Annotated in this window: 14 protein-coding genes; 8 read left to right on the forward strand and 6 right to left on the reverse strand. The window is 62.3% G+C overall.

Going from position 1 to position 24,072, the window contains the following annotated elements; translation table 11 throughout:
* Nucleotides 1-50 precede the first annotated feature (50 nt).
* Both M2103_RS02490 and M2103_RS02495 read right to left on the reverse strand, forming a co-directional pair.
* The gene (locus M2103_RS02490) at nucleotides 51-1,106 is read right to left on the reverse strand and encodes an aldose epimerase family protein (RefSeq protein WP_277508531.1); all 1,056 of its coding nucleotides are present in this window, start codon (nucleotides 1,104-1,106) and stop codon (nucleotides 51-53) included.
* A 177-nt stretch (nucleotides 1,107-1,283) separates the two neighbouring features.
* Nucleotides 1,284-2,315 carry a hemolysin family protein gene (locus M2103_RS02495; protein ID WP_277508532.1) on the reverse strand — a complete coding sequence of 344 codons (1,032 nt, stop codon included), beginning with the start codon at nucleotides 2,313-2,315 and terminating at the stop codon, nucleotides 1,284-1,286.
* 149 nt (nucleotides 2,316-2,464) lie between these two features.
* Between M2103_RS02495 and M2103_RS02500 the strand changes: the two genes are divergently transcribed.
* From M2103_RS02500 to M2103_RS02510, 3 genes are all read left to right on the forward strand, one after another.
* Complete coding sequence (locus M2103_RS02500; RefSeq protein ID WP_277508533.1) at nucleotides 2,465-3,769, forward strand: CoF synthetase; 1,305 nt, start codon at nucleotides 2,465-2,467, stop codon at nucleotides 3,767-3,769.
* 95 nt (nucleotides 3,770-3,864) lie between these two features.
* Complete coding sequence (gene ptsP, locus M2103_RS02505; protein WP_277508534.1) at nucleotides 3,865-5,634, forward strand: phosphoenolpyruvate--protein phosphotransferase; 1,770 nt, start codon at nucleotides 3,865-3,867, stop codon at nucleotides 5,632-5,634.
* Between the two features lie 200 nt (nucleotides 5,635-5,834).
* A complete protein-coding gene (locus M2103_RS02510; protein ID WP_277508535.1) occupies nucleotides 5,835-9,254 on the forward strand; it encodes a hypothetical protein in 3,420 nt (1,139 codons plus the stop codon).
* A gap of 35 nt (nucleotides 9,255-9,289) precedes the next feature.
* Here the strand turns inward: M2103_RS02510 and M2103_RS02515 are convergent, their stop codons facing one another.
* On the reverse strand, nucleotides 9,290-11,383 hold the full coding sequence (locus M2103_RS02515) for a hypothetical protein (RefSeq protein ID WP_277508536.1): 2,094 nt from the start codon (nucleotides 11,381-11,383) through the stop codon (nucleotides 9,290-9,292).
* The gene (locus tag M2103_RS02520; protein ID WP_277508537.1) at nucleotides 11,367-12,650 is read right to left on the reverse strand and encodes a DUF3142 domain-containing protein; all 1,284 of its coding nucleotides are present in this window, start codon (nucleotides 12,648-12,650) and stop codon (nucleotides 11,367-11,369) included. The genes M2103_RS02515 and M2103_RS02520 overlap by 17 nt, the downstream gene beginning before the upstream one ends.
* Before the next feature lie 112 nt (nucleotides 12,651-12,762).
* Between M2103_RS02520 and M2103_RS02525 the strand changes: the two genes are divergently transcribed.
* Both M2103_RS02525 and M2103_RS02530 read left to right on the forward strand, forming a co-directional pair.
* A complete protein-coding gene (locus tag M2103_RS02525) occupies nucleotides 12,763-13,731 on the forward strand; it encodes a PhoH family protein (protein WP_277558546.1) in 969 nt (322 codons plus the stop codon).
* A 167-nt stretch (nucleotides 13,732-13,898) separates the two neighbouring features.
* Nucleotides 13,899-15,107 carry a hypothetical protein gene (locus tag M2103_RS02530; protein ID WP_277508539.1) on the forward strand — a complete coding sequence of 403 codons (1,209 nt, stop codon included), beginning with the start codon at nucleotides 13,899-13,901 and terminating at the stop codon, nucleotides 15,105-15,107.
* 58 nt (nucleotides 15,108-15,165) lie between these two features.
* Here M2103_RS02530 and asd read toward each other — a convergent pair whose 3' ends face one another.
* Complete coding sequence (gene asd / locus M2103_RS02535; RefSeq protein WP_277508540.1) at nucleotides 15,166-16,107, reverse strand: archaetidylserine decarboxylase; 942 nt, start codon at nucleotides 16,105-16,107, stop codon at nucleotides 15,166-15,168.
* Nucleotides 16,108-16,262: 155 nt separating this feature from the next.
* Here asd and typA point away from each other — a divergent pair, with 155 nt between their 5' ends.
* A complete protein-coding gene (typA, locus tag M2103_RS02540) occupies nucleotides 16,263-18,086 on the forward strand; it encodes a translational GTPase TypA (protein ID WP_277508541.1) in 1,824 nt (607 codons plus the stop codon).
* A 26-nt stretch (nucleotides 18,087-18,112) separates the two neighbouring features.
* Here typA and uvrA read toward each other — a convergent pair whose 3' ends face one another.
* Complete coding sequence (gene uvrA, locus M2103_RS02545; RefSeq protein WP_277508542.1) at nucleotides 18,113-21,163, reverse strand: excinuclease ABC subunit UvrA; 3,051 nt, start codon at nucleotides 21,161-21,163, stop codon at nucleotides 18,113-18,115.
* A 146-nt stretch (nucleotides 21,164-21,309) separates the two neighbouring features.
* Here uvrA and glgA point away from each other — a divergent pair, with 146 nt between their 5' ends.
* Nucleotides 21,310-22,755 carry a glycogen synthase GlgA gene (gene glgA, locus M2103_RS02550; protein ID WP_277508543.1) on the forward strand — a complete coding sequence of 482 codons (1,446 nt, stop codon included), beginning with the start codon at nucleotides 21,310-21,312 and terminating at the stop codon, nucleotides 22,753-22,755.
* 68 nt (nucleotides 22,756-22,823) lie between these two features.
* Nucleotides 22,824-24,044, forward strand: coding sequence for a TIGR01777 family oxidoreductase (locus M2103_RS02555; protein ID WP_277508544.1), 1,221 nt, complete (start codon nucleotides 22,824-22,826; stop codon nucleotides 24,042-24,044).
* Nucleotides 24,045-24,072 lie beyond the last annotated feature (28 nt).

A 24,072-nucleotide genomic window follows, 5' to 3' on the forward strand; every position in this document is an offset into this window, starting at 1 on the left:
GGTTGGCGACATTCAGCCAGCCGCCCTGCCTAAAAATGAGGCGGAAACTGTTACTCCGCGTAAAACTTATACACGCATTCCTGCGTGTAGGTTTCCCCGGGGCGCAGCACGGTGGAGGGGAAATTTTTCTGATTCGGGCTGTCGGGGAAATGTTGCGTTTCAAAACAAAACGCGGTGCGCGCATCATACGTTTTGCCACCCTTGCCCTTGAGCGAGGCGTTCAGAAAATTGCCGCCGTAGAATTGCATGCCGGGCTCGGTCGTGCGCACTTCGAGCACGCGGCCGCTTTTGGGCTCGATGATTTTGGCCGCGAATTGAAGGCCACCGCCTGGTTTGTTCAGCACCCAGTTGTGATCGTAACCGGCGCCGTTTTTGAGCTGCTCAAAGTCGGCGTCGACACGCGCGCCGATGACGGTCGGCTGGCGAAAATCCATCGGCGTGCCGGAGACCGAAGCCATCTCCCCCGTGGGAATCAACGCACTGCTCACGGGAGTGTAGTTGTCGGCGTTGATTGTGAGGATGTGGTCGTTGACGCTGCCGTTGCCCGCGCCGTGCAAGTTGAAGAACGAGTGATGCGTGAGGTTGATGACCGTGGGTTTGTCGGTGGTGGCGCGATAGCTGATTTTGAGTTCGTTGTCGTCCGTGAGCGCGTAGGTCATCGTCACGGCGAGATTGCCGGGGAAGCCCTGGTCGCCGTCTTTCGAGAGCAGGCGAAATTCAACCGTGGCCGGATTGACCTGTCGCGCATCCCACACGATGGACTGAAACCCGGCCGGTCCGCCATGGAGGGCGTTGGGGGCGTTGTTGATCGGGATGGTGTATTCGACGCCGTCGAGTGTGAATTTACCGTTGGCAATGCGGTTGCCGAAACGGCCGATGGCCGCGCCGAAATACGGCTCCTTCGAGTCGATGTAATCCTGCACGCTTTCGTAGCCGAGGACGATGTCCTCCATGTTGCCGCCGCGATCGGGCGCGAGCCACGACACAATGCGCGCACCGTAATTCGTGGCGCATATTTCGACGCCCTTGTTGTTGCGCATGACAAACAGGTCCGCCTGTTTGCCGTCGATTTGTTTTTGAAAGCTGGAGCGTTGCAATGCTGGCATGGGAATGAGGGATTAAAGGAAGTGAATGAACGAGCGCAGTTGCGCCGGCTGTGAAAACTAGCGGCGGCATGATCGCGTTTTTCAAGGTGTCACGGCAATAGCGTTTATGCGTTCACGCGGTTCTGCCGTTTCGGGAAAAACTGCGCGCACGCTCCGGCCCCTGGCTTTCCGATCCGCTCAGTTTTTCATCCCTTCGGCCTTTTTCACTTTGCGGCGGGCGAGTTCGCGCATGTCGACGGCGACGTCGTCTTTTTCGAAAATCTCGTGGCCGAGGATGTGTTCCATGATGTCCTCCATCGTCACGACGCCGGCGGTGGAGCCGAACTCATCGACGACGACGAGAAGTTGCTGGTGGACCTTGAGGATGGTTTGAAGGGCGCTGGAAGCGGTGACGGTTTCGGGGACAAAGTGCGCCTCCTGCATGAGGCGTCCGACGAGTTCGCTGTCCTGGTCGGCGGCCTTGGCCTTGAGGAGGTCGCGGCGGCGGATGATGCCGACGATGTCGTCGATGTTTTTGTCGTAAACGGGCATGCGGCCGAAAGGAATGTTGGAGCGGGTCTTGAAGACTTCGCCGACGGTGGCGTCGCGGGGAAGCATGGCAACGACGGTGCGCGGAGTCATGATTTCGCCGACGCGCACTTCGTCGAGCGAAAGGGTGTTGGCGATGATGTCGGACTCGTGATGGGTGATCGCGCCCTGTTGCGCGCCACGCTCGGCGAGGAGGATGATCTCGTCGTCCGACGTTCTGCTGGGCGCGGGTTTTTTGATAAAGAGCCGGAGGACAAGGTTGCAGAAATAGGTGACGGGGCGCAGCACGCGGCAGAGCGTGAGCAGCGGATAAACCATGACCGGCTGGAGTTTCACGCGATGAATAACGCCAATATTTTTGGGAATGACCTCGGAAAAGATGAGGATGCAGATGGTGAGGAGGACGGAGACGACGCCGACGACGGTGCTGTTGAAGAGGTGCGCGGCGAGACCGCCCACGATGACGGAGCCGAGGGTGTTGGCGATGGTGTTGAGGGAGAGGATTGCGGAGATGGTTTCGTCGGAGTTTTTGAGTTTCTCAAGGGTTTCGCCGTGGCGGGTGTTTTTGGCCTTGAGCGCCTCGATTTCGATGACGTTGGTGCTGAGAATCATCGCCTCAAGCATGGAGCAGCAAAATGAGATGCCGATGGTGAGAACGATGGCGGTTATAAACCAGATCATGCGGACAACTGAAACAGCCTTGGTGTGCCGCGCCAAGATCGTTTCGGTGAGCCGCGGCTTTATGTCCTTAATATCCGGGTTCAACTTGGGTGCGACCGGACGGGTCATTTGACTTGTTTGATAGATTGTCGTTTTGTCCTTTCAAAACAATGAATCCCGCAACCAACGACGTTTCCAATGTGCTTGAGGCCGCGCCTCTTTTCGCCAACGCGCCCGGGGCGTTGGGCGCGACGGGGAACACGGGGAACGGCGAGTTTTTGCCCGCCGCGCTGGAAACCGAAATCCGCAGGATTTACGGACGCAGCCCGCTTTACGGGCGGCGGTTCGCGCTGGGCGGGGAGCCGTTGTCGTGGGCGTGGTATCGGGACGTGCCGGCGCTTTCCAAGCAGGAAATCGTGGAGCGCGGGCATGAGGCTTTTTTCGAGGACTACCGGGTGATTGAGCGGGGTTTGCAGGAGAAAAAATTTGAATACGAATCAACCTCCGGCACGACCGCCGGGCCGATGACGGTGATCATGGAGGACGGCTGGTGGAACGAGCAGACGCGGCGCGCGTATCGGGCGCATCCGCTGCTCGCGCCGTTTGCCGACGCGCCGCATCGCAAGTGCGTGCTGGCGCCGGTTGGCTGCTCGTCGAATCTGTGCCCGTATGAGGATCATCCGTTTCCGAACCGGTATTTCGACGGCACGGTTTACCTGAATCTTTCGAGCGACCCGTTTGTGTTTCCCGAGGCGGAATGGGACCGGATCGTCACGGAGTTGCAGGCGGTGAAACCCGACATCATCGAGGGCGAGCCGATTTATTTGTCGCTGCTGGCGCGCGCGGTGAAAAAACGCCAGGTCTCGGTGCCGAGCGTGAAGGTCGTCATCCTCACCTACGGCAAGGCGAGCCTGCAGCACAGCCGTCGCGTCGCGGAGGCGTTTCCCGCGCCGCAGGTCGATCTCTACGGCTCGACGGAAGCGGGTTATATTTTTGTCGGCACGGCGTTCAAGGACGACTCGCGCGTGATCGATGAAAACGCATTCGTGGAGCTGGCGCCGTATCGCGGCACGCCGGATGTTTTCCAGATTTACGTGACGACGCGCGGGCGCGAGGCGATGCCGCTGTTGCGCTACCACACGGGCGACATCGTGCGGCGTTGCGCGCAAGGCTACCGGCTGCTGGGGCGCGAGGGCGGGCTGTATTTCCGCGAAAGCGACGGCGCGATCATTTCGCCGACGGAAATCGACGCGGCCATACCGGCGGATTTCGAGTGCTGGCACTACAGCCTCGTGCAAACGGGCGACGCGCGCTGGGATTTCCACTACGTGGCGGACGGCCACGCGCCGAAGGACCTCGACACGGCGCTCGCGGCGGCGCTGGGCGGCGGCGCTCGAGTGAATTTGTTCCGCCGCCGCACGATAACACCCGCCGCAAGCGGGAAATTCGCCCTGCTGAAACCCCTGGCGAGGTAGGAAAATTTCCAAAACGCAAGATTGACCGCAGTGGGCGGGTGGTCGTTATTCTCGCGCGTCCCGGCTTTTATTTGCAACGACACGACAACACACACATGGATGCGCGCAACACACCTGAAATCATAATCCATGGCATCGCCGCGTCACCAGGCATCGCCCACGGGCAGATACTCCTCCACATCCAAAGCGACTTGGAGCTGCCGGAATACCAGATAAGCCCCGAACAGCGCGCGGAGGAGATGGAGCGTTTCGACAGGGCGCTGGTCGCCACGCGCCAGCAGATCCAGCAAATCAGGAACGAGGTTGAAAAAAACCTGGGGACGGACGAGGCGCGCATATTCGACGCGCACCTGCTCGTGCTCGAGGACGTGGCCCTGATCGGCGAAACCGAGCGCGAGTTCGAGGCGAGCTCAAAAAACATCGAGTGGTGCTTCAACAATGTCGTGCAGCGCTACATCAAGGCGTTTTCGGAAATCGACGACGAATACCTGGGCGAGCGCGCGGGCGACATACGCGACGTGGCGCAGCGCGTCCTGCAAAACCTGCTCGGCCGCGCGCAACAGACACTGAACAATTTTCCCGGCAACCGCGTCGTGGTTGCCAACGACGTTTCACCGTCGGACGCCGTCGGCATGGATCGCGACAAAGTCCTCGCCATCGTCACCGACTCGGGCAGCCGCACGAGCCACGCGGTGATCGTGGCCCGCACGATGCGCGTGCCGGCGGTCGTGGCCACGCGCGACCTGACCAAGCGCATCGTCGAGGGCGACTCCGTGCTGGTCGATGGTTATGAGGGCACGGTCATCATCAACCCTTCCGACAAGACGCTGTATCGCTACGGAAAAATCCAGGTCACGCGGAAAAGCGTGGAGCAGCGCATGCTCGACGCGGTCAGCCTTCCGTCGGTCACACAGGACGGCGTGGAAGTGATTTTGCGCGCAAACATCGAGGGCATTAACAGCGCCGAGCTGGACATGGCCCGCCGCTATTCCGCGCAGGGCGTCGGACTTTATCGCACGGAGTTTCTGTATATGCAGGAATCGCGAATGCCCAGCGAGGAGGAGCAATACCGCGCATACAAGGCCGTGGTCGAAAACATGGCCGGCGAGATTGTGACCATCCGCACGCTCGACCTCGGCGGCGACAAGCTGATGAACGGGAAATCGGGGCTGTTTCCGATGGAGGCGAACCCATTCCTCGGGATGCGCGCCATCCGCTTCTGCCTCGAGCACAAGGAGATTTTCAAGAACCAGCTGCGCGCGATCCTGCGGGCGAGCGCGCACGGCAGGGTGCTGCTCATGTATCCCATGATCAGCGGCACCGGGGAACTCGACGACGCGAACAAGTTGCTCGACGAATGCCGCGCGGAGCTGCGGGAAAAGGGAGTCGCCTTCGATGAAAAAATGCCCGTCGGCACGATGATCGAGGTTCCGAGCGCGGCGACCACGGCGGACATACTCGCGCCCAAGGCGGACTTTTTCAGCATCGGCACGAACGACCTGATTCAATACCTGCTCGCGATCGACCGCAGCAACGAGCGCATCGCGCACCTATACAAACCCGCGCATCCATCGATGCTGCGGATGCTGAGCTACGTGGTCGAACAGGCGCACAAGGCGAAAATCAAGGTGAGCGTGTGCGGCGAGATGGCGGGCGACCCCCTTTACGTGCCGTTCCTGCTCGGCATCGGCGTGGACGAATTGAGCATGGCCTCGTCGCTGATCCCGGCGGTGAAATACCTCGTGCGCGCGATGAAAATGTCGGACGCGAAAAAACTCGTCCACGAGGCGTCGAAAATGGACAACGCCGCCAAGATCACCGCGCTCTGCAACGCCTTCTACAACGCGCGCATGGCTGAGGCCTGACGGGGCGGGGCGGCCCGCAAGCGCGGAGGATTCCGCCGCCCGGACGGCATCCGGAGCCCCGGATAGCACCGCTCCCCGCGAACCCCGCCCGATTTGGCGCGGCAACTACGCGGTTGTATTATGCGAATGTTTTCAAACAATATCGGCTTCTCACGCTATTTGTTTCGCACTGCAAAGAAAACATTCGAGCACTATTTGTCATGCCAGAGAACATCACCGATTCCAACCAACTGCACCACGCGATCAATCTGCGGCTCTCGCTGCTCGGCTGCCCGCCCGTTGACGAGGCCGACATTGCCATGACCGATCTCGCCGCGCCGATCGTCGCGCGCTTTCGCGAAACCACGCGCCAAATTTCCGATCCGCTTTCCCCTGTCGACCATCGCATCCAGGCCTGGCTCGACTCGTATCTTTCCGATGTCGGCGGCGTTCCCAAGCTGCCCAACCGCACGTTCATCCTCGACCAGCCCGGCCTCGCGCGCGCGCTTTCGCTGCCGGCCGATGGCGACGAATTCAGCTCCCCGCTCGTCAAAAGCTATCGCGTTCGCCAGGGCGTGCTTCACAACCCTGCCAACGACCGCCGCACCACGAAGGGCGTGTTCCACGTCGCCGAGGGCGGACTGCCGATCCCCGACGACAAGTTTGCCGTGCCGAAAAGCGTCTTTGGCAAAATGCTCGCGCTCGCCTTCGAACCGCCGCGCGAACTCATGCGCCTGCCGTTCACCGCAAACCGCGTGCGCGAGGCGGGGTGTTTTGTCTCGCTGCACCTGCGCCCGCTCGTGTGCCCCGCCGTGCACGGGTTCATAGACGAGAAACGCATGGAAATGCGCTTCTTCGCGCCCGGCTCGCTCGTCAGCAACCTCGATTTTGTCGAGGGCATTTTCGGCAACGCCGGCGACCCCTACCTCCCCGAAAACGACGCCGGGCTCGATATCGACCACTGGATCGGGCACACCGGCTGCGTCATCCTCGCGCCGCACCTCACGCAAATCCCGAAACACGCCGCCGGTCTGCCGCACTACGACCTCGCCACCGAGCGCCAGCGCCGTGACGGCATGTGCTGGAAGGACGAAAAGGAACTCTACAATAACGGCTCCGCGTTCAAGCTCACCGCGCGCAATCACAAGGGCGTGATGGTCACCATCATCGCCGACAACTACTATGGTTACTGCAAGAAGGAGGTCAAAACGCAGATCAGCTTTTCCTCCAACCTCTACGGCCTCACCGAGGAGGAGCACGCAGGCGGCGCGCTCGTGTTTCCGAGCTACGACCTCGGCGACGGATTCTCATCCTACACCGACGAGCACGCGCAAAACGTGGCCGATGTCATCGCAAAATTCCCGGGCCGCTTCACGCTCCAGCCCGAGGGCCACGCGTTCGATCTCGAGCATCCGGAAATCATCATCATCCCCGAGGTCACCACCTTCGACCTGCGCGCGGGCACGATCACCTGGATTGCCGACGACGGCGAGCTTCACACCATCAAGCTCCTCGCCGGAAAAATCTACATGCGCCCCAGCGGCTACCGCGTCCACATGGAGCAAATCACCGGCACCGGCGAGCGCTCGACATGGCGGCTCGTGGGCACCCTCGCCGAGGGCGTGCTCTGCCACAAGCCCAGCACGGTTTCAGGCGGCGGAAAATCGGAAATCTCCAAGTCCATCTCCTACGCAATCCTGCCCGGAAATGTTTTTGTGGCCGATTTCGACCGCGACTTCGACCAGGTCTCCACACTGCTCAAGCACGACTACTCGCAACGCTTTCGCGACCCCGCGCGCCGCGGCAAGGACACACGCCCCATCCTAAGCTCGCATCGCTCGCTCGGCTCCGTCATCAAACTCCTCACGCCCTCGCGCCGCGACTACACCGACGAATACAACAACTGGCTCCGCACGATTCCGCAGCACATCAAGCAGCTCATCTTCGTCCTCAAGCGCTACTACAAACCCGAGTGGAGCGACAAGTGGCTCAGCCATTTCTCGGTGGACACAATCAACGGCATGCCCGGCTACGAGCTCAAGCTCGACGGCCATAAAATCGTGACCAACAACATGCGCGTCGGCTTCGAGGAGGACGGCTCGTGGCGCGTGTTCGGCCTGCGCAACGACTTCCACCCCGTCGCAAAAGTGCAGGTTGAGGACGACATCACCGCGTCCGTCGTCGCGCCCGCCTCCGCGATCAAGGACCTGCCCGAACAGTGCGCCGGCGCCACCTCGGTGAAGTTTGTCAAAAACTGCGAGGCCCTCCTCTTCCAGCGCCCCGACGACGCCATCCATCGCGGCTACGACCGCCAGGCCGAGGCCGACATCGCCTCGCCCGGCACCTTCCTCTCCAACTACGAGCCGCTCATGCAATCAGACGCGCGCAAGCTCTTGGAGGACGCCATCGGATTCCGCGCCTACACCAAACCCATGCGCGACATCATCCGCGGCGCGATCGCTTCAAACACGCCCGCGTATTTCGTGTCGTCCGCGCACCCGCGCGTCATCGACGGCAAGCCCTCGAAAAACCCCCGCTACCTGCAAGTGCGCCCCGACATCCTGCATCCGCTCGACACCGCGCTCGCCGACCTCGCCGCGCGCCTGCACCGCCGCCTCACCTCCCACGCGCCGCTGCCGACGCCCGTTGACATCCTCGTGCCCGGCCGCCGCAACAATCCCCCCGACGGCAAAATCCGCCCGCTCGCGGTTTACAATCCCATTCACCACATGGAACTGCCCGAGCTCTTCATGGAGTTCATCAGCTCCATGACCGGCAAGTCGCCTTCGACCACCGGCGCCGGCTCCGAGGGCGCGCTCACCAAGGGCCCGTTCAACGCGCTGCGCCCGATCGTCGACCTGAACGCGTCGCTCATCTCGCTCATCCTCACCGGGCACGATGTGTTTCTTTCCGCCGCCGGCTACGTCGGCCCGAAGGCGCGCGTCGACCACGACATATCGATGCTTGTGCCCGAGGTGTTTTCGCGCATGTCGCTCGCCGAGCGCAGCGCCAAGGCGCTCATTGCCGACGGCTGCCTGGAAAAAGTGCCCGACATGGAGCACAACGGCAAACCCGTGCTCTCAAGCCGGCTCGGCTACCGCATCACCACGCGTTTCGTGCGCATTTATTTCGGGCGCGTGTTCAACCATCCGCACTCCGTCTTCACCGACGAAATGCTCCATCCCGAGCAGCAGGACATGGACATCTTTGCCGACGGCATGGACAACATCTGCGTCACCCACAAGCGCGTTGCCGACAGCTATTTCGCCGACGGCGGAATCGACCTTGCCGTCCCGCCGCTCAAGGCGCTCCTGCACATCATGGCGCACGGCCACTACGAGGGCAAGGGGCTCGACGCGCCGGAAATCCGCGAACTCTTCACAAAAGAGCACATGCTCGAAAGCGACTGGTATGCCGAGCGCCTCACCGCGAAACAGCGTTACGAAGTCGCGCTCTGGCGCCGCCATGTCGCCTACCTCGAGTCGTATCTCGAACGCCCCAATACAAAGGATGTGATCGACGACCTCGACATCAAGGGCCGCCTCGCCCACGCGCTGAAACGCCTGGACCACGTCTATTCCCCCGCGTATCTGGAAAGCATCAAATACACAATCGGCGTGCAACCGATCGCGGAAGCGTAAGGACTCCGCTCAAGATTTCGCAGTTATAAAGAACTCTATTCCGGAAACCAGTTCCGCGCGGCGGCCTGTTTGCCAAGGGCTGTGTTTGGACAGCGAATCACCAGCGCCCGATAAAACCGGTTGGCCTCCCCCGGATCGCGTTTTTTGATCCAGCCGCCGGCGGTGTTGAGCATGCGCGCGGTCTCGTCGGAGTCATTCGGCATGAGCGACGCCGCCCACCACCCGAGATCCGCCGCGCGATATCGATAGTGAAAACGCTTCCGCGGAACCGCGTGCGCCTCGACACGCTGGAGCTCATCCGCGGTCGGCGCGCCAAGGCCGCCCTCGCGTCGCAACTTATCCCGTCGCGCCCCGGCTATCGGACTCCACTCGAAATTGCCGCCCCAAATGGAATAGTCCGGCGCCAGTTCCGTGCCGAGCAACGCCATGCCATTTTCGTGCAGGCTCGCCGCCGCGTTCCAGAATGCCTTCGCGCGCTCGCTGGGCGCGAGCTCACCGTTAAACCCGGCGCGCACATCATCCACATAAGCGGCATAGATTTGCCGCAACTTTTCGGGGAAATATTCCCTCGCATCCTCCGGCTTGTTCGCCCGCGCCAGTCGCCGCGCGAGCAGGTGGCGGAGTTCGTTGCGCAGAGCTTTTTTACCCTGTTCCTCGCGCTCTTCGGCAACCGAGAAAAATTGCCGCTCATCTGTTCCAGTTTGTTGCGGACAATGTTTATCCACGAACGCCACCAACTCGTCGAGCGCGAGCACGCGCTCGGCGATATAGGCGCAGTCCTGCCAGTGCCCGCCGCGCAAAAACGCATCAAGCGCCCCGGCATATTTGCCCGCGCCCATGCGAACACGCCCCAAATCCGCCCATGCAACCGGGCGAGCCCCGCCGGTCAGCTCGGGGCTGGACGTGACTTTTTCGAGAAGCCCGCCGGCACGCGCCGCGTCGCCCGAGCGCAACGCGAGCTTGGCGCGTATCCAGTTTGCGGGCACGGAGGAGGCGGAGGCGCTCTTGAGCCATTGCGCGGCAAGATCGAAATAACCGGCCTGATAGGCGAGCCACGCGAGGCGGTCGGTGTCGGGCACATCGCGAAGTTCCGCCTCGTCCAAAATCCCCGCCCAGATGCGGGATTGGCGGTCCAGTTTTTTTCCGGCCTCATAATCGAACCACGGGGAAAGGCCAAAACGGGCGAGCAGATAAAGTGTCAGCACGCGGCGGGATTTTTCGTCCCGCGCGAGCTGCCGAAGGTGTTTGGCGCCATCCTCGGATTCCGCGGATTCAAATGCGTCGCGAGCGACGGCGCGCAGGGAAAGCACGGCGCCGCGGCGATCCCCCGCGGCGTGCTGCCGGAGGTAAAGGTGAATGGCCTCGGTGCTGTAACCGTTGAAGAAATGCGCGCGCGCCTCCCAGCCGAGACTCGCTTGAGCGAGATCCGAAATGTCGTCGAATCCGGCTTCGGCGGCATCGCGGGTTTGTTGAAACCACTTCACGCCGTGGAGCATTTCGTGCATGGCCTCCACGGACATCGACTGGCGCTCGGGAATGCCTTCCCCTTGCGCGTCGGGCACGCAGAGACGTCCAAGCATGTAGGCGGCGTTGACAGTGTAGTGGCGGCGTTCGTCAGCGGGAAGCGCAAGCAGGGTTTTCCAACGGTTATCCGCGGTTCCATGGTCGCCCTTCCAGTATGCGAAAGCGCCGTTCAAATAGAGGGCGAACTCCGCAGGCATGTCGCCGGAAAACACCGGCGGGCTGGCCCAGTCCTTCGCAAAGATGACCGCGCGCGCGGACTCCAGCTCGCCAGCCAGTGCGTCGATGCGCTCCTGCGCGTAACCACGCCTGGCAAGCTCGATGCGGAGGACGCCGGTTTCGGTGAGCTCATTTTCGCGCTTGGCCTTGTTGGCCGCAATGACAAGGGCGGCTCCCGAATCGACGGCGGCGGCTTTTTTGCGCGGCGCGATTTTTTCAATCTCCGCGGCAAAATATCCCTCGGGCGCCGACAGCAGGCTCACGCTGCCCTCGGCAAGATAGGCGTTTGGAAAGTCGGGGCCGCAGGCGCGAGCGTGCGGGATGAGGAAGCAGGCGGCGGCAATAACGACAGCCCGCATGCGATGGTGTTGCTCAAGGAATCGTGGCATTGATGGAAATATTGGTGATTGGTTTTTTGTCGGGAAAATCGAAGCGAACCCAGCCGATGACACGACTGTGCCCGGGAGCGATTTCTGTCGATGCAAGCGATCGCATGCCGACGAGCGCGCGGGGATCGTCGCGGTCATAATAAAAACTATATCCGCCAAGCCCGTCCCGCGACTCCAGACTGGCATCGCCGCTCCATGTGATTTTCACCCGCTGCGGAAGCGGCTCGGTCGTGTGCCCGCGATTGATGATGACGATTTCCGCAAGGCCGGGTTTGGCGCGATGGATTTCAACTGCGAGATGCGAGATTATCTCCCCGCCTTCAATGACAGCGGAAAATGTTTTCCCGGTCCATGCGAGCCGGTCGTTTTCAGCGGGCAGTCGAAACCAGATGATGCCGGTGGCGCGGGGCAGTTTTTCCGCGGCGAGTGTTTGCGCGAGCGCCTGCATCGCGCGGGGATCGGAACGCACGGTGCGCAGTTGCGCGCCCGGCGGCCAGTCGCGAGGGGTTTCCGCGGCGAGCCCGATGAAGCGGCCCTTGTCATCAAACCCGAGCGTGTAGCCGTAGGTGGGCAGCGCGACGCGAAAGCGGGTGCCTGCGCGCGCCGCGAGCCCGTCGGCGCCACGGCACCAGTGCAGGGCCGCGCCAGGCTCGCAGAGCGTGAATGTGTCGTCGATTGCGCGGGGTTTGTCGAGGGAGTGGACTTGCAGCACAAAGCCGTCGGCCGCCCGTGCGAGGTCGACAAACTCCCGCTCATGCTGGAGCCAGCAGGGCAATGCGGTGAAGGTAAGCGGAGTTTCACCCGCGGCGGTTTTGAGCGCGGCGAGCCAGCCGCGGTAAAGGCCGAGTTTCGACTCGGGGCAATCGAAGTCGATTTGAAGCTCGGACGGCGCGAGTCCGGCGTTGCGCACGAATTCGAGAAGCGCGGAGGCCTCGGCGATAATTTGAGGCAGGGCGTCCGCGAATTGTTTTTCCGAGTTTCGCGTGCCAATGCGAAGCGCGAGGCCGATTGGTTTTTCAAGCGAGGCGAGTCCGGCGTAATCGAACCGAGGACGAACGATTTTCGGGGACGCCTTATCCCACGAAATCTCCGAGGCCAGAACGCAGTAGCCGTTGACCTGGCCGCTTGATGCGCGGAGCGCGTCATTGACTTGGGCCGCCGGCTTGCGCTGCCAGATGTAGGCATCGTGTGTCCACGCCGCGCCGGCCGCGGCGCGGGCGCATGTTGCAAGCAAAAGCAAAACGATGATGCGGCGAAGTTTGTCCATGGGCGGTTGAGGGTGGATTCGGGATGTGAAGCGAGTGTGAAGCGCGCATGAAATCCATGAGAAATAAAAAACGCTCGCGGAGGCGGATTTTTTGCGCGAGTTGTTGGGAATTGTGGCTTCCCAGACTTTGCATTTTCCATCGGCGCGGCATCTTCACCAGCTTTTCGGCGGACGAGAGGGCAATCTCACCCACGCCGAGCAAAAACTGAAAGTCACGCTCGTCTCGCGCGAGGACTGGCTCAAGATCAGCGGGTCGGCGGAGGCGGTTGCGCAAACGGAATCGCTGTTCGGTTTTCTCAATGAGGCGCGGGCGCAGGGGCTCGTGATTCGCACGCCGGATTTTCACCGGTTCGTCGACACGGTGGCGAGGGGCGAGCTCGAGCAGTTGCGCGGCCTGTTTGAAAAGCCGCTCGTCATCTCCACCAACCGCAAAAGCATCGTGCCGAAGACGCTCGGGCAAAAAGTATACTTGCAGGCGATCCAGGAAAACCCGGTCGTGTTCGGCATCGGGCCGGCGGGCACGGGCAAGACTTATCTCGCGATGGCCGCGGCGGTGTCCGCCTTGCTGAAAAACAAAGTGGAGCGAATCATCCTGACGCGCCCCGCGGTGGAGGCGGGCGAGGCGCTCGGGTTTTTGCCGGGTGATTTGCGCGAAAAAATCCTGCCGTATTTGCGCCCGCTCTACGACGCGCTGCACGACATGCTCGACAACGACGATGTGGCGAGCCTCACGGAAAAGGGCGTGATCGAAATCGCGCCTCTCGCCTACATGCGCGGCCGCACGCTGAGCAATGCGTTTGTCGTTCTCGACGAGGCGCAAAACACGACGCCGGAGCAGATGATGATGTTCCTGACGCGCCTCGGCGAAAACTCGCGCATGATCGTGACCGGCGACGTGACCCAAATCGACCTGCCCCGCGTGAAACAATCCGGTTTGGTGGAAGTGTCGCGCATCCTGGAGGGAATCGAGGGAATCGACTTCCACTATTTCAGCGGCGCCGACGTGGTGCGCCACCCGCTTGTGCAAAAAATAATCGAGGCCTACGACCAATACAAAAACCCGATGGGCGGGCAGCAGTGATTCTTTTGCCCCCCGGATTGCCGGGATGAAAGCCCCGATTGCCAGACGGATGCGTCGCGCCAGGTGATCCCGGGCAAAAAAACAAATCGTGAACATTAAGAATTCGCGCTGTCTCACGTATTTGATCAAATAGGTTTCGCTCCCGCCAATAAAACCCATTCCCCGCCATGCGCCCCTTGCCCGTCATCCTTGCCCTGTCAATCGCAGCCAATGTCGGATTTGCCGTCGTCTGCATCGTCGCGCCGCGCGATTCCGCCCGGCAATCGCGCGCCACGCAAACGAACGCCCAGGCGACAAGCGGCATCCCCAAGTCCGATCCCGCGCGCCTCGCGGAGGCGCTCAAGACAAATGACGCAAAAACGATCTTCGACCAGCTCCGCGCACTCGGGTTCACGGACGCCAACGCGCACGACCTCGCGCGACGGTTCATATGGATGAAGTATTACAACCGCCAGCGCGAGATCCTCGCCGCCAAGCGCAGCGCAACCGGCCCCTACTGGCGCGGCCCCGACCAGGGCACAAGAAATTACACCGCCGAGGAGCGCAAGGAGCTGCGCGAACTCGCCAACCAGGCCAACCGCGAAACAATCGCCATGCTCGGCTCGAACGTGACTGACGAGACCGCCGCGCGCTACGCATTTTTGCCCCAAGAAAAAATTGCCCAGCTAAGGGATCTCCAACGCGATTACAGCGAAATGGTCAGGGAGATCGGCGAGGAAGCCTCGCGTTTCAGACTCCCTTCCGACTCAAGCAACCAGCGGCTCCTCTACGAGGAATTCCAGAACGACCTGAAAAGCATTTTCACGCCCGAAGAACTGGCCGCCTACGAGCAACGCTATTCCGCCGCCGCCATAAACGTGCGCCGCAGTTTCGCCGGCATCGACGCCACCGAGGCGGAATACCTCGCCGTTTACAACGTCATGAAATCCGTGAGCGACCAGTATCCCGTCTCCTCCCCGCGTGATCGTGACGCGATCGCCGCCCGCGCCGAGGCACTCAAGCAGGCCAACGGGGAAATCAAGATGGTGCTCGGCGATGAGCGCTACGCCGATTACATGCGCGCGCAAAACTCCGATTACCGCAGCCTTCAGGCCGCCGCCGACCGCTTTCAAATCCCCGTCGAAACAATCAACAATGTTTACGCCCTGCGCGATGTGGCGTCCAAGGAATACCACAGAATCAACACCGACACCACGCTGTCCGCGGCCGAGAAAAAGCAGGCTCGCATGGATGCCGCCGCGAAAATCCGCGCCCAAGTCTGCGAGCAACTCGGCGAGGAGGTGGGCAACGCCTATCTCGAAAAAAACATGGCCGTGCTTAAGCGCATGTCCACGGGAAGCGCCACGGGAAGAAACTCATCCTCAAGAAGGCGGTAGTTCAACCGCCCGCCGTGCGCGGTTCCCGCAATTCCCCGCCGCGCGCACCAAGCGCATTTCAGGCGCGCACGCCCAGCCGGTCGCCCATCTTTGCGAATGTCTCCACGCACGCCTCGCTTTGCGCGACCAGATCGTCGTCAAACTTGATCCGGCCTTTTTCGAAAAGCGTGATCACGCACGAGCCGCCGAATTTGAACAGCCCCTTTTCCTCGCCCTTCTTCACGGAAAAATCCTCCGGGTAAGTTTGAATAATCGAGCCGACATTCGTCGCGCCCACCTCGATGCTCGCCATCGTGCCAAACGCATCCGTCTCGACCAGCGTGATCATGCGCTTGTTTTGCACGAGGTATTCAATGCGCCGGCGCAGCGCGATCGGATGCACCGAATACAGCGCGCCCTTGATCAGCCGCGCCTTGCCCGCCTTGCCCGCCGCCGCGAAATGAAACCGGTGGTAATCCACGGGGCACAATCGCGAAATCACCATCGCGCCCCCGGCAAATTTCCGCGTCAGCTCGCGCCGCGCCTCCGGCAAATGCCCCTCGCCCAGCAGATCCTCCAGCGCAAACTTGCTGCCCTTCACATAGAACCCGCCGGCCTTGTCCACGTCGGGAAACACCAGGTGCCGCCCGTCCGCCGGAAACACCGCCGTGTCGTCGCCCGGCGCGATCGGCCGCGCCTCGTGTTTCAGCGCGCGCATGAAAAACTCATTGAACGTCCTGAAATCAAAAACCGACCTCGCAAACTCCCCCTGCTGCTCCTCCAGCCCGTAGTCGATCACAAAGGGCAGCACATACCGCGCGCTGCTGCGCCAGTTCATTTTCCAGCCGTAGTGCCACGAAAAAAACTTCCGCTTCACAAACGCCCACAGAAAAAAACGCCCCACGGGATTCTCATACGTGAAGCGCAGCCAGCCCTCCTTGTAGATTTTTTCGGTCTCAAGCTGTTTTGTGTGTCGGTTGTAAAACTGGATCGGTTCGCGTGCCATGAATGCGTCGAACATCCAAAAAACTCAGGCAAAACGGAAGCCTAAGTTTCTTGCGCATTGCGTCACACCCAATGCGAATCATCCTTTCCCCCCCGGGGCTTCATCCTTGCATCCGCCCTCCGCGCGTCGCATGGTTGTCCTCTTTTTCAGCAAAAACAGGCTCATCGATAATGAATCAAAACATCCGAAACATCGCGATCATCGCGCACGTCGACCACGGCAAGACCACGCTCGTTGACAAGCTCCTTCAAGCCGGCGGCACCTTCCGCGCCAACCAACAGGTCGCCGAACGCGCCATGGACTCGATGGATCTCGAACGCGAAAAAGGCATCACCATCAAGGCCAAGAACACCGCCGTCAAATGGCAGGGCAAGACCATCAACATCGTCGACACTCCCGGCCACGCCGATTTCGGCGGAGAAGTCGAGCGCGCCCTGCGCATGGTTGACGGCGTGCTCCTCCTCGTCGACGCCTACGAGGGCACGCAGGCGCAGACGCGCTTCGTCCTGCGCAAGGCCCTCCAGCACGGCCTCAAGGTCGTCATCGTCATCAACAAAATCGACCGCGAAAACGCCGACCCGAAAAAAATCTACGACCAGGTGCTCGAACTCCTCCTCGAGCTCGACGCCAACGAGGAGCAATTCAACGCGCCCGTCGTTTACGGCTCCGCCCGCGACGGCTACATGAAGCGCAAGCTCACCGACGAAAACAAGGACATGCTCCCCCTCTTCGACGTCATCCTCGACCACATCCCGCCCCCCTTCGCGCGCCCCAACCAGCCCTTCCAAATGCTCGTCTCCAACATCGACTGGAGCGACTACGTGGGCCGCATCGCCGTCGGCAAAATCCTCGCCGGCAAAATCGCCGTCGGCGACAACGTCTGGGTCATTTGCAACCAAAGCAAAAAACGCACCCGAGCCAAAATCACCAAGCTCTTCGAATACGCCGGCCTCGGCACCGAGGACGCCACCGCCGCCTCCGCGGGCGACATCGTCGGCCTCTCCGGCTTCGAGGACGTTGACATTGGCGACACGCTCGCCGCGCTCGAGGACGCCCACGCCCTGCCCTTCACCGACATCGACCCGCCCACGCTCGAAATGCAGCTCGCCGTCAACGACGGCCCGCTCGTCGGACGCGACGGCAAACTCGTCACCTCGCGCCAAATCCGCGACCGCCTCTACAAGGAGGCCAAGACCAACATCTCCATCCAAGTCGGCGACGCCGACGCCGCGGGTGTCTTCAACATCAAGGCCCGCGGAGCCATGCAAATCGCCGTGCTCGTCGAGACGATGCGCCGCGAAGGTTACGAGGTTCTCGTCTCCCGCCCCACCGTGATCGAGCGCCATGAAAACGGCCAGCGCCTCGAACCCTACGAAAACGTCTGGATCGAAATTCCCGAGGAATGCGTCGGCGCGATCATGCAAAACCTCGCCAACCGCAAGGGCCAGATCACGAACATGGAAAAGCATCCGCACTATACGCTGATCGAGGCGAACATCACCACGCGCGGACTCATCGGCTTGGAAATCGACCTCGTCAACGCCACCAGCGGACGCGGCGTGATGAGCCACCTTTTCAAGGAATACGGCCCCTGGGCGGGCGAGCTCACCACGCGCCTCACCGGCACGCTCGTCGCCACCGAGGCCGGCACCACGACCGCCTACGCGCTCGACTCGATCCAGGAGCGCGGACGCCTCTTCGTCGGCCCCGGCGAGGAAGTTTACGAAGGCATGATCGTCGGCGAAAACCCGCGCCAGGAGGACATCCCCGTCAACGCGACCAAGGCCAAGCAGCTCACCAATTTCCGCTCCCAAGGCGAAGGCAAGGGCATCCAGCTCACGCCGCCGGTGCGCCTCTCGCTGGAGCGCGCCATCGAATACATCGCGCCCGACGAATTCGTGGAGGTGACGCCGAAAACCCTGCGCATCCGCAAAAAAATCCTCAGCGCCCTCGAACGCCGCAAACAAGAACGCGCCGCCCGCAGCGCAAGCTGAACGCGCGGGGCGCGCCTGGAGCGTCCCTACGATTTAATCGCGCCCGCGTTGCGCCACCGTTTCAGCGCGGCGCCGGTTAATGAGCGCGCGGTGTTTTCCGGTTTTTCGATTTCACTGCGCGCGCCCGCGAAGACGATCTCGCCGCCCGCGGCGCCTCCGCCGGGGCCGAGGTCGATGATCCAGTCGGCGAGATTGATCACGTCGAGATTGTGCTCGATCACGATGATTGTGTTGCCCGCGTCGCGCAGCTTGAAGAGCAGGTCCATCAGGTTTTGGATGTCCGCCCAGTGCAGGCCCGTCGTCGGCTCGTCGAGGATATACAGCGTGTCGCCCTGCTGGCGGCGGCTCAGTTCGAGCGACAATTTTATGCGCTGCGCCTCGCCGCCGGAGAGCGTCGTGGCCGATTGCCCGAGCGCCAGGTAGCCGAGTCCCACGGCGTTGAGCGTCTCCAGCTTGTCCATGATGCGCGGGATGTTTTTGAACAGCGCCATGGCCTCGCGCACCGTCATGTCGAGCACGTCGGCGATTGATTTTCCGTGAAACAAAATCTCCAGCGTCTCGCGATTGAAGCGCCGCCCGCCGCAGCTCGGGCACGGCGCGTAGGCGTCGGCCATGAACTGCATGTCGAGCTTGATCATGCCGTCGCCCTGGCAGCGCTCGCAACGCCCGCCGCGCACGTTGAACGAAAAACGGCTCGCCTTGTAGCCGCGCACCTTGGCGAGCGGCGCCTGCGCAAACAGGTCGCGCAACGAGTCGAGCAGCTTCGTGTAGGTGGCGGGGTTCGAGCGCGGGCTGCGCCCGATCGGCTCCTGGTCAACCTGAACGAGTTTTTCAAACGTATCCAGATTTTCGATACTCTTGTGTTTGCCGGGGAAAATTTTTGTCGCGCCGTTCAGCTTGCGCGCGGCGGCCGCGGCGAGGATGTCGTTCACGAGCGTGCTCTTGCCCGAGCCGGAAACGCCCGTCACGCACGTGAGCAGGCCGGCGGGGAATTTCGCGTCGATGTCGCGCAGGTTGTGCTCGCTCGCGCCGCGCACGGTCAGCCACGTGCCGGGGCCGGACGCGGGCGTTTTTGTCTTTGCGTCCTTCTCGACAAAACGCCTTCGCGACAGATACGCGCCGGTGAGCGACACGCGCTCCGGCAGCGCGACGCACTGCGCCGGCGTTCCCTGAAACAAAATCCGCCCGCCCTCGACGCCCGCCTCGGGGCCGAGCTCGATGATTTCGTCGGCGATGCGCATCGTCTCCTCGTCGTGCTCGACGACGAGCACGGTGTTGCCGCGGTCGCGCAGCTCGCGCAATTGCGAGAGGAGCCGCTCGTTGTCCGCGGGATGCAGGCCGATGCTCGGCTCGTCGAGCACGTAGATGACGCCCATCAGTCCCATGCCGAGTTGCGTGGCGAGCCGCACGCGCTGCGCCTCGCCGCCGGAGAGCGTGTCGTAATCGCGATCGAGCGTCAGGTAGCCGAGTCCGGTGTGCGCGAGAAAATGCAGGCGTTGCTCGATGCCCGTCACGATTTCGCGCAACGCCTCGTTGCCCGCCAGCGCCGCGGAGAGGTCGCGCGCAACGGCGTGCGCGGCGTTGACGTCGAGTGTGAGAAATTCGGGGAAGGTCAGCCAAGGTAGCACAGACATTCCTGTCTGTGCCGTTTGGGATTTGTCCTTCGCATTCTCATCAGAGGGCACAGACAAGAATGTCTGTGCCACCTTGATCCGCACCGCGCTGCTCCTCGCGTTCAGCCGGCCGCCGTGGCAGGCGGGGCACTCGCCGCTCACCATGAATGTCGTCAGGCGCGCGCGGAAGCCGTCGCTGTCGGTGCCGCGCCAGCTTTCGTCCAGGTCGGCGATCACGCCCGGGAAGGGCATGGCGCGCGGCTCGCGCATGCGTTTCAACTTGAACGCAAACAAACGCTCGCCCGCGCCGTTCAGAATCACATCGCGCGTTTTTGCCGGCAGGTCCTTCCAGGGCGTGTCGGCGTCGAACGGCAGTTGCTCGGCGAGTTGTTTCAGCAGCGCGTTGTGCTTGATGATCAGATTTTTTCCGCCAATGCGCCACGGTTTGATCGCGCCGCCGCGCACGGATTTTTCCGGGTCCGGCACGATCAGTTCCGGCACGAAGCGCATCTTGCGCCCAAGTCCGCCGCACTCAGGGCACGCGCCCTCGGTGTGGTTGAATGAAAAATGGCGCGGCGTGAGTTTCTCAAAAACGTCGCCGCAAATTTCGCACGCGAGCGACTGGCTCAGGTTGATTTCGCGCCACGCTCCCGCCGCCGCGTCTGCGGTTTTTTGCGCGAGCACGATGGCGCGGTCGCCGCCCTCGCGAAACGCCAGCTCCAGCGAGTCCGCCAGGCGGCTGCGCTGGTCCTCGTTTGCAACCAGGCGATCCACCACCAAATCGACGGCGATCTCCTTCGCGCCGGTCGGCACGATGCGCGCGTCGTCGAGATTTTTTATTTCGCCGTCGAGCCGCACGCGTTGGAATCCGCGCTGGCGCAGGCGGGGCAATTCCTCGCGCAGCACGCTCGGCTTCGCGCGCATGAGCGGCGCGAGCAGCATGATGCGCTCGCCCGGCGCGAGCGCGAGCACGCGCGCCACGTTGTCGTCGAGCGAGCGCTGCGTGACGCGCCCGCCGTCCTTCGGGCAAATTTGCTCGCCGTGCAACGCCCACAACAGCCGCGCGTAGTCGGCGATCTCCGTGACGGTGGCGATGGTGCTGCGCGGCGAGCCGCCGCCCGTGCGCTGCTCGATGGCGAGCACCGGCGAGAGCCCGTGGATGAAATCGACGTCGGGCCGCTTCAATTGCTCGAGCACCTGGCGCGCCTGCGTCGAGAGCGACTCCATGTATTTGCGGTAGCCCTCGGCGTAGATCGTGTCGAACGCGAGCGACGATTTTCCCGAGCCGCTCACGCCCGTGATCACGACGAGTTTGCCGCGAGGGATGCGCACCTCGATATTCTTGAGGTTGTGCTCGCGGGCGCCTTTTACGTGGATGTGTGTCGCTACGGCTTGCATGAACTGGCCCGCAATCTCGCCGGAAGTCGCCGCAACGTCAAAGTAGAAGAACGCGCAAGCGAACATCCCGGTGCGACCAAAGATGCCGGCGCCGCCACCGGAGCCAACGGGCTCTCGCGATTTGCAAAACACTCTTCAAAATATCAATTCGTTCGCCGCGTAACTCTTTTGATGTTGGAAACACCCCGCGACCTCGCCTAGCTTTTGCGGCCATGAAAATCGTTCAAGTTGCGAGCGAACTCTTTCCATACGTCAAAACGGGCGGCCTCGCCGATGCCGCGGGCTCGCTGTCCGCCACGCTCGCAAAGCACGGCCACCAAGTGTGCGTGTTTCTTCCCGGCTACCGCGCGGTGCTCGATCACCCCGACGCCTCCGGCGCGGAACGGCTCCTGCGCCTCAAAATCGAAATGGGCGACGTTTTCATGAGCGGCGAGGTGCGCGTTTTCTCGCCACGGCCAAATCAAAAAATCTACCTCATTTGCCGCGACGAGCTCTTCGACCGCAAGGGCGTTTACGGCAACGGCGAGCGCGACTACGAGGACAATTACCACCGCTACATTTTTTTCTGCAAGGGCGTCGTCGAAACACTCCGCCAGCTCAACCTCCAAGCCGACATCGTCCACGCGCACGACTGGCAGGCCGCGATGCTCCCGCTCCTCCTCCGCTACACCGAGCGCCGCACCGCCACCGCCCTCGCGCTCAAAACCGTCTTCACCATTCACAACATCGCATTCCAGGGGCTCTACCCGATGCGCTCGTTCTACCGCACAAACCTCCCCGACGAACTCAAGGGCGTGGACGGCCTCGAATACTACGGGCAAATGAATTTTCTCAAGGGCGGCATCCTCTTCGCCGACCAGGTAACCACGGTCAGTCCGCGTTACGCGCAAGAAATCCAAACGCCCGAGTTCGGCTGCGGGCTCGACGGCGTCATCGCCACGCGCGCCGAGGATATTGTCGGCCTCATCAACGGCATCGACACCACCGTCTGGAACCCCGCCACCGACGCGCACATCCCCGCCAGCTACACCGCGTCCGACCTCTCCGGCAAGGCAACCTGCCGCGCCGGGCTCCTGAAAAAAATGCAACTCGATCCCGCGCCCGCCGACGTTCCCGTTTACGGAATGGTCTGCCGCCTGACCGAGCAGAAAGGCGTGCAACTCCTCCTCGCCAACCGCGACTTTTTCCTCAACCACGACTGCCGCCTCGTCATCCTCGGCTCCGGCGACAAGCGCCTTGAGCAAGCCGTGCGCGACCTCGCCGCCGCCGCCCCGCGCAAGATCGGCCTCGCCATGCGCCTCGACGAAAGCATGAGCCACCTCATCGAGGCCGGCTCCGATTTCTTCCTGATGCCCTCGCTCTTCGAACCCTGCGGCCTCAACCAAATGTATTCGCTCGCCTACGGCACGCCGCCGCTCGTCACGCAAGTCGGCGGACTCCACGACACGGTGACGGACGCCGACGCGTCGCCCGACGCGGGCACCGGCATCACCTTCGCGCCCGACGCCGACGCGCTACGCGAAGGCCTGCAACGCTCGCTCAAACTCTTCGCCGACAAACCCCGCTACGCCGCCGTGCAAGCGCGCGGCATGGCGACCGACAACAGTTGGGACAACGCCGCCCGCGCCTACGAACGCCTCTACACGGAATTGTTGTAAGAACGCGCCTTGCGTGCCTTGGTTTCCGTTCGCTTTATGAACACGCACATCAATAATTTTTCGCACACATGGATGCGCGCAAGGCGCGCCCTCGCGGCGCCAACGCCACAAGCATGACCACGCACACACTCACCACCCGCATCGAACGCCCCGCCGAGGAAGTCACCGCATGGCTTGCGCGTCCGGGCGCGGAAACACGCCTCACGCCCCACTGGGCCGTCGCGAACACACCCCTGAAAATTTTTTCAACCGCAATCAAATCGCTCGACACCTCCTCCTGCACCGTAACCGAGGAGCTGCGCCCGCCCGAATCGCTCGAACTCGCCCCCGCCACAATCGAACACTACCTCGCCTGCCGCCATGCCACGCTGCGCAACGACATTGAGCAAACCGCCGCCTACGGAGCCGTCCGCCGGCTGCGCATTGCCGTCGCCGGCGCCTCGGGCGTGATCGGCCGCGCGCTCGCACCTTTTCTCCAGGCACAAAACCACGAGGTCATCCCCCTCGCGCGCGACCCCAAGACGGGCGGATTCAATCCCGACCAACTGGCGCAAGCGCTCACCGGAATCGACGCCGTCATCAACCTCGCCGGCGCGAGCCTCGCCGCCGCAAAATGGGACCAGACGCAACGCGACCTCATCTGGGAAAGCCGCGCCGGCGCGACCCGCGCCCTCGTCGCCGCGCTCGCCACGCTCAAGCAGCGTCCCTTCGCCCTCCTCAACGCCTCCGCCACCGGCTACTACGGTTCACAGGGCGACAAGCTCCTCGACGAAAACGCCCCGCGAGGCGACGGATTTCTCGCGGACGTTTGCCACGGGTGGGAATACGAGGCAAACGCCGCCGCCGAGTTCGGTTTGCGCGTCGCCTGCCTGCGCTTCGGCACAGTGCTCACGCCCGATGGCGACGCATTTGCAACCCGGCTCCCCTACTTCGAAAAAAAGCTCGGCGCCATGCTCGGCCACGGACGCCAGTGGATCAGCTGGATCAGCATCGACGACGCCATCGCCGCCATCTACCATTCCATCCTTACGCACGCCTGCGCCGGCCCCGTCAACATCACCGCGCCCAACCCCGTGCCCAACGCCGAATTGGTTGACACGCTTGCCGCCGCGCTCGGCAAAAAACGCCGCTCGCGCACACCCCGCTGGCTGCTGCGACTGCGCTACGGAATCGATTTCGCCAACGAAACCATGCTCGCCAGCACCCGCGCCATCCCCGCCAAGCTGCGCGACAGCGGTTATAATTTCCGCCATCCCGACCTCGAAACGGCGTTGGAGCAGTTGTTGTAACGGCTCCCCCTGCGCGGGGAAATCCCAA

This window comes from Ereboglobus sp. PH5-5, from assembly GCF_029504805.1.
GTDB lineage: Bacteria > Verrucomicrobiota > Verrucomicrobiia > Opitutales > Opitutaceae > Ereboglobus.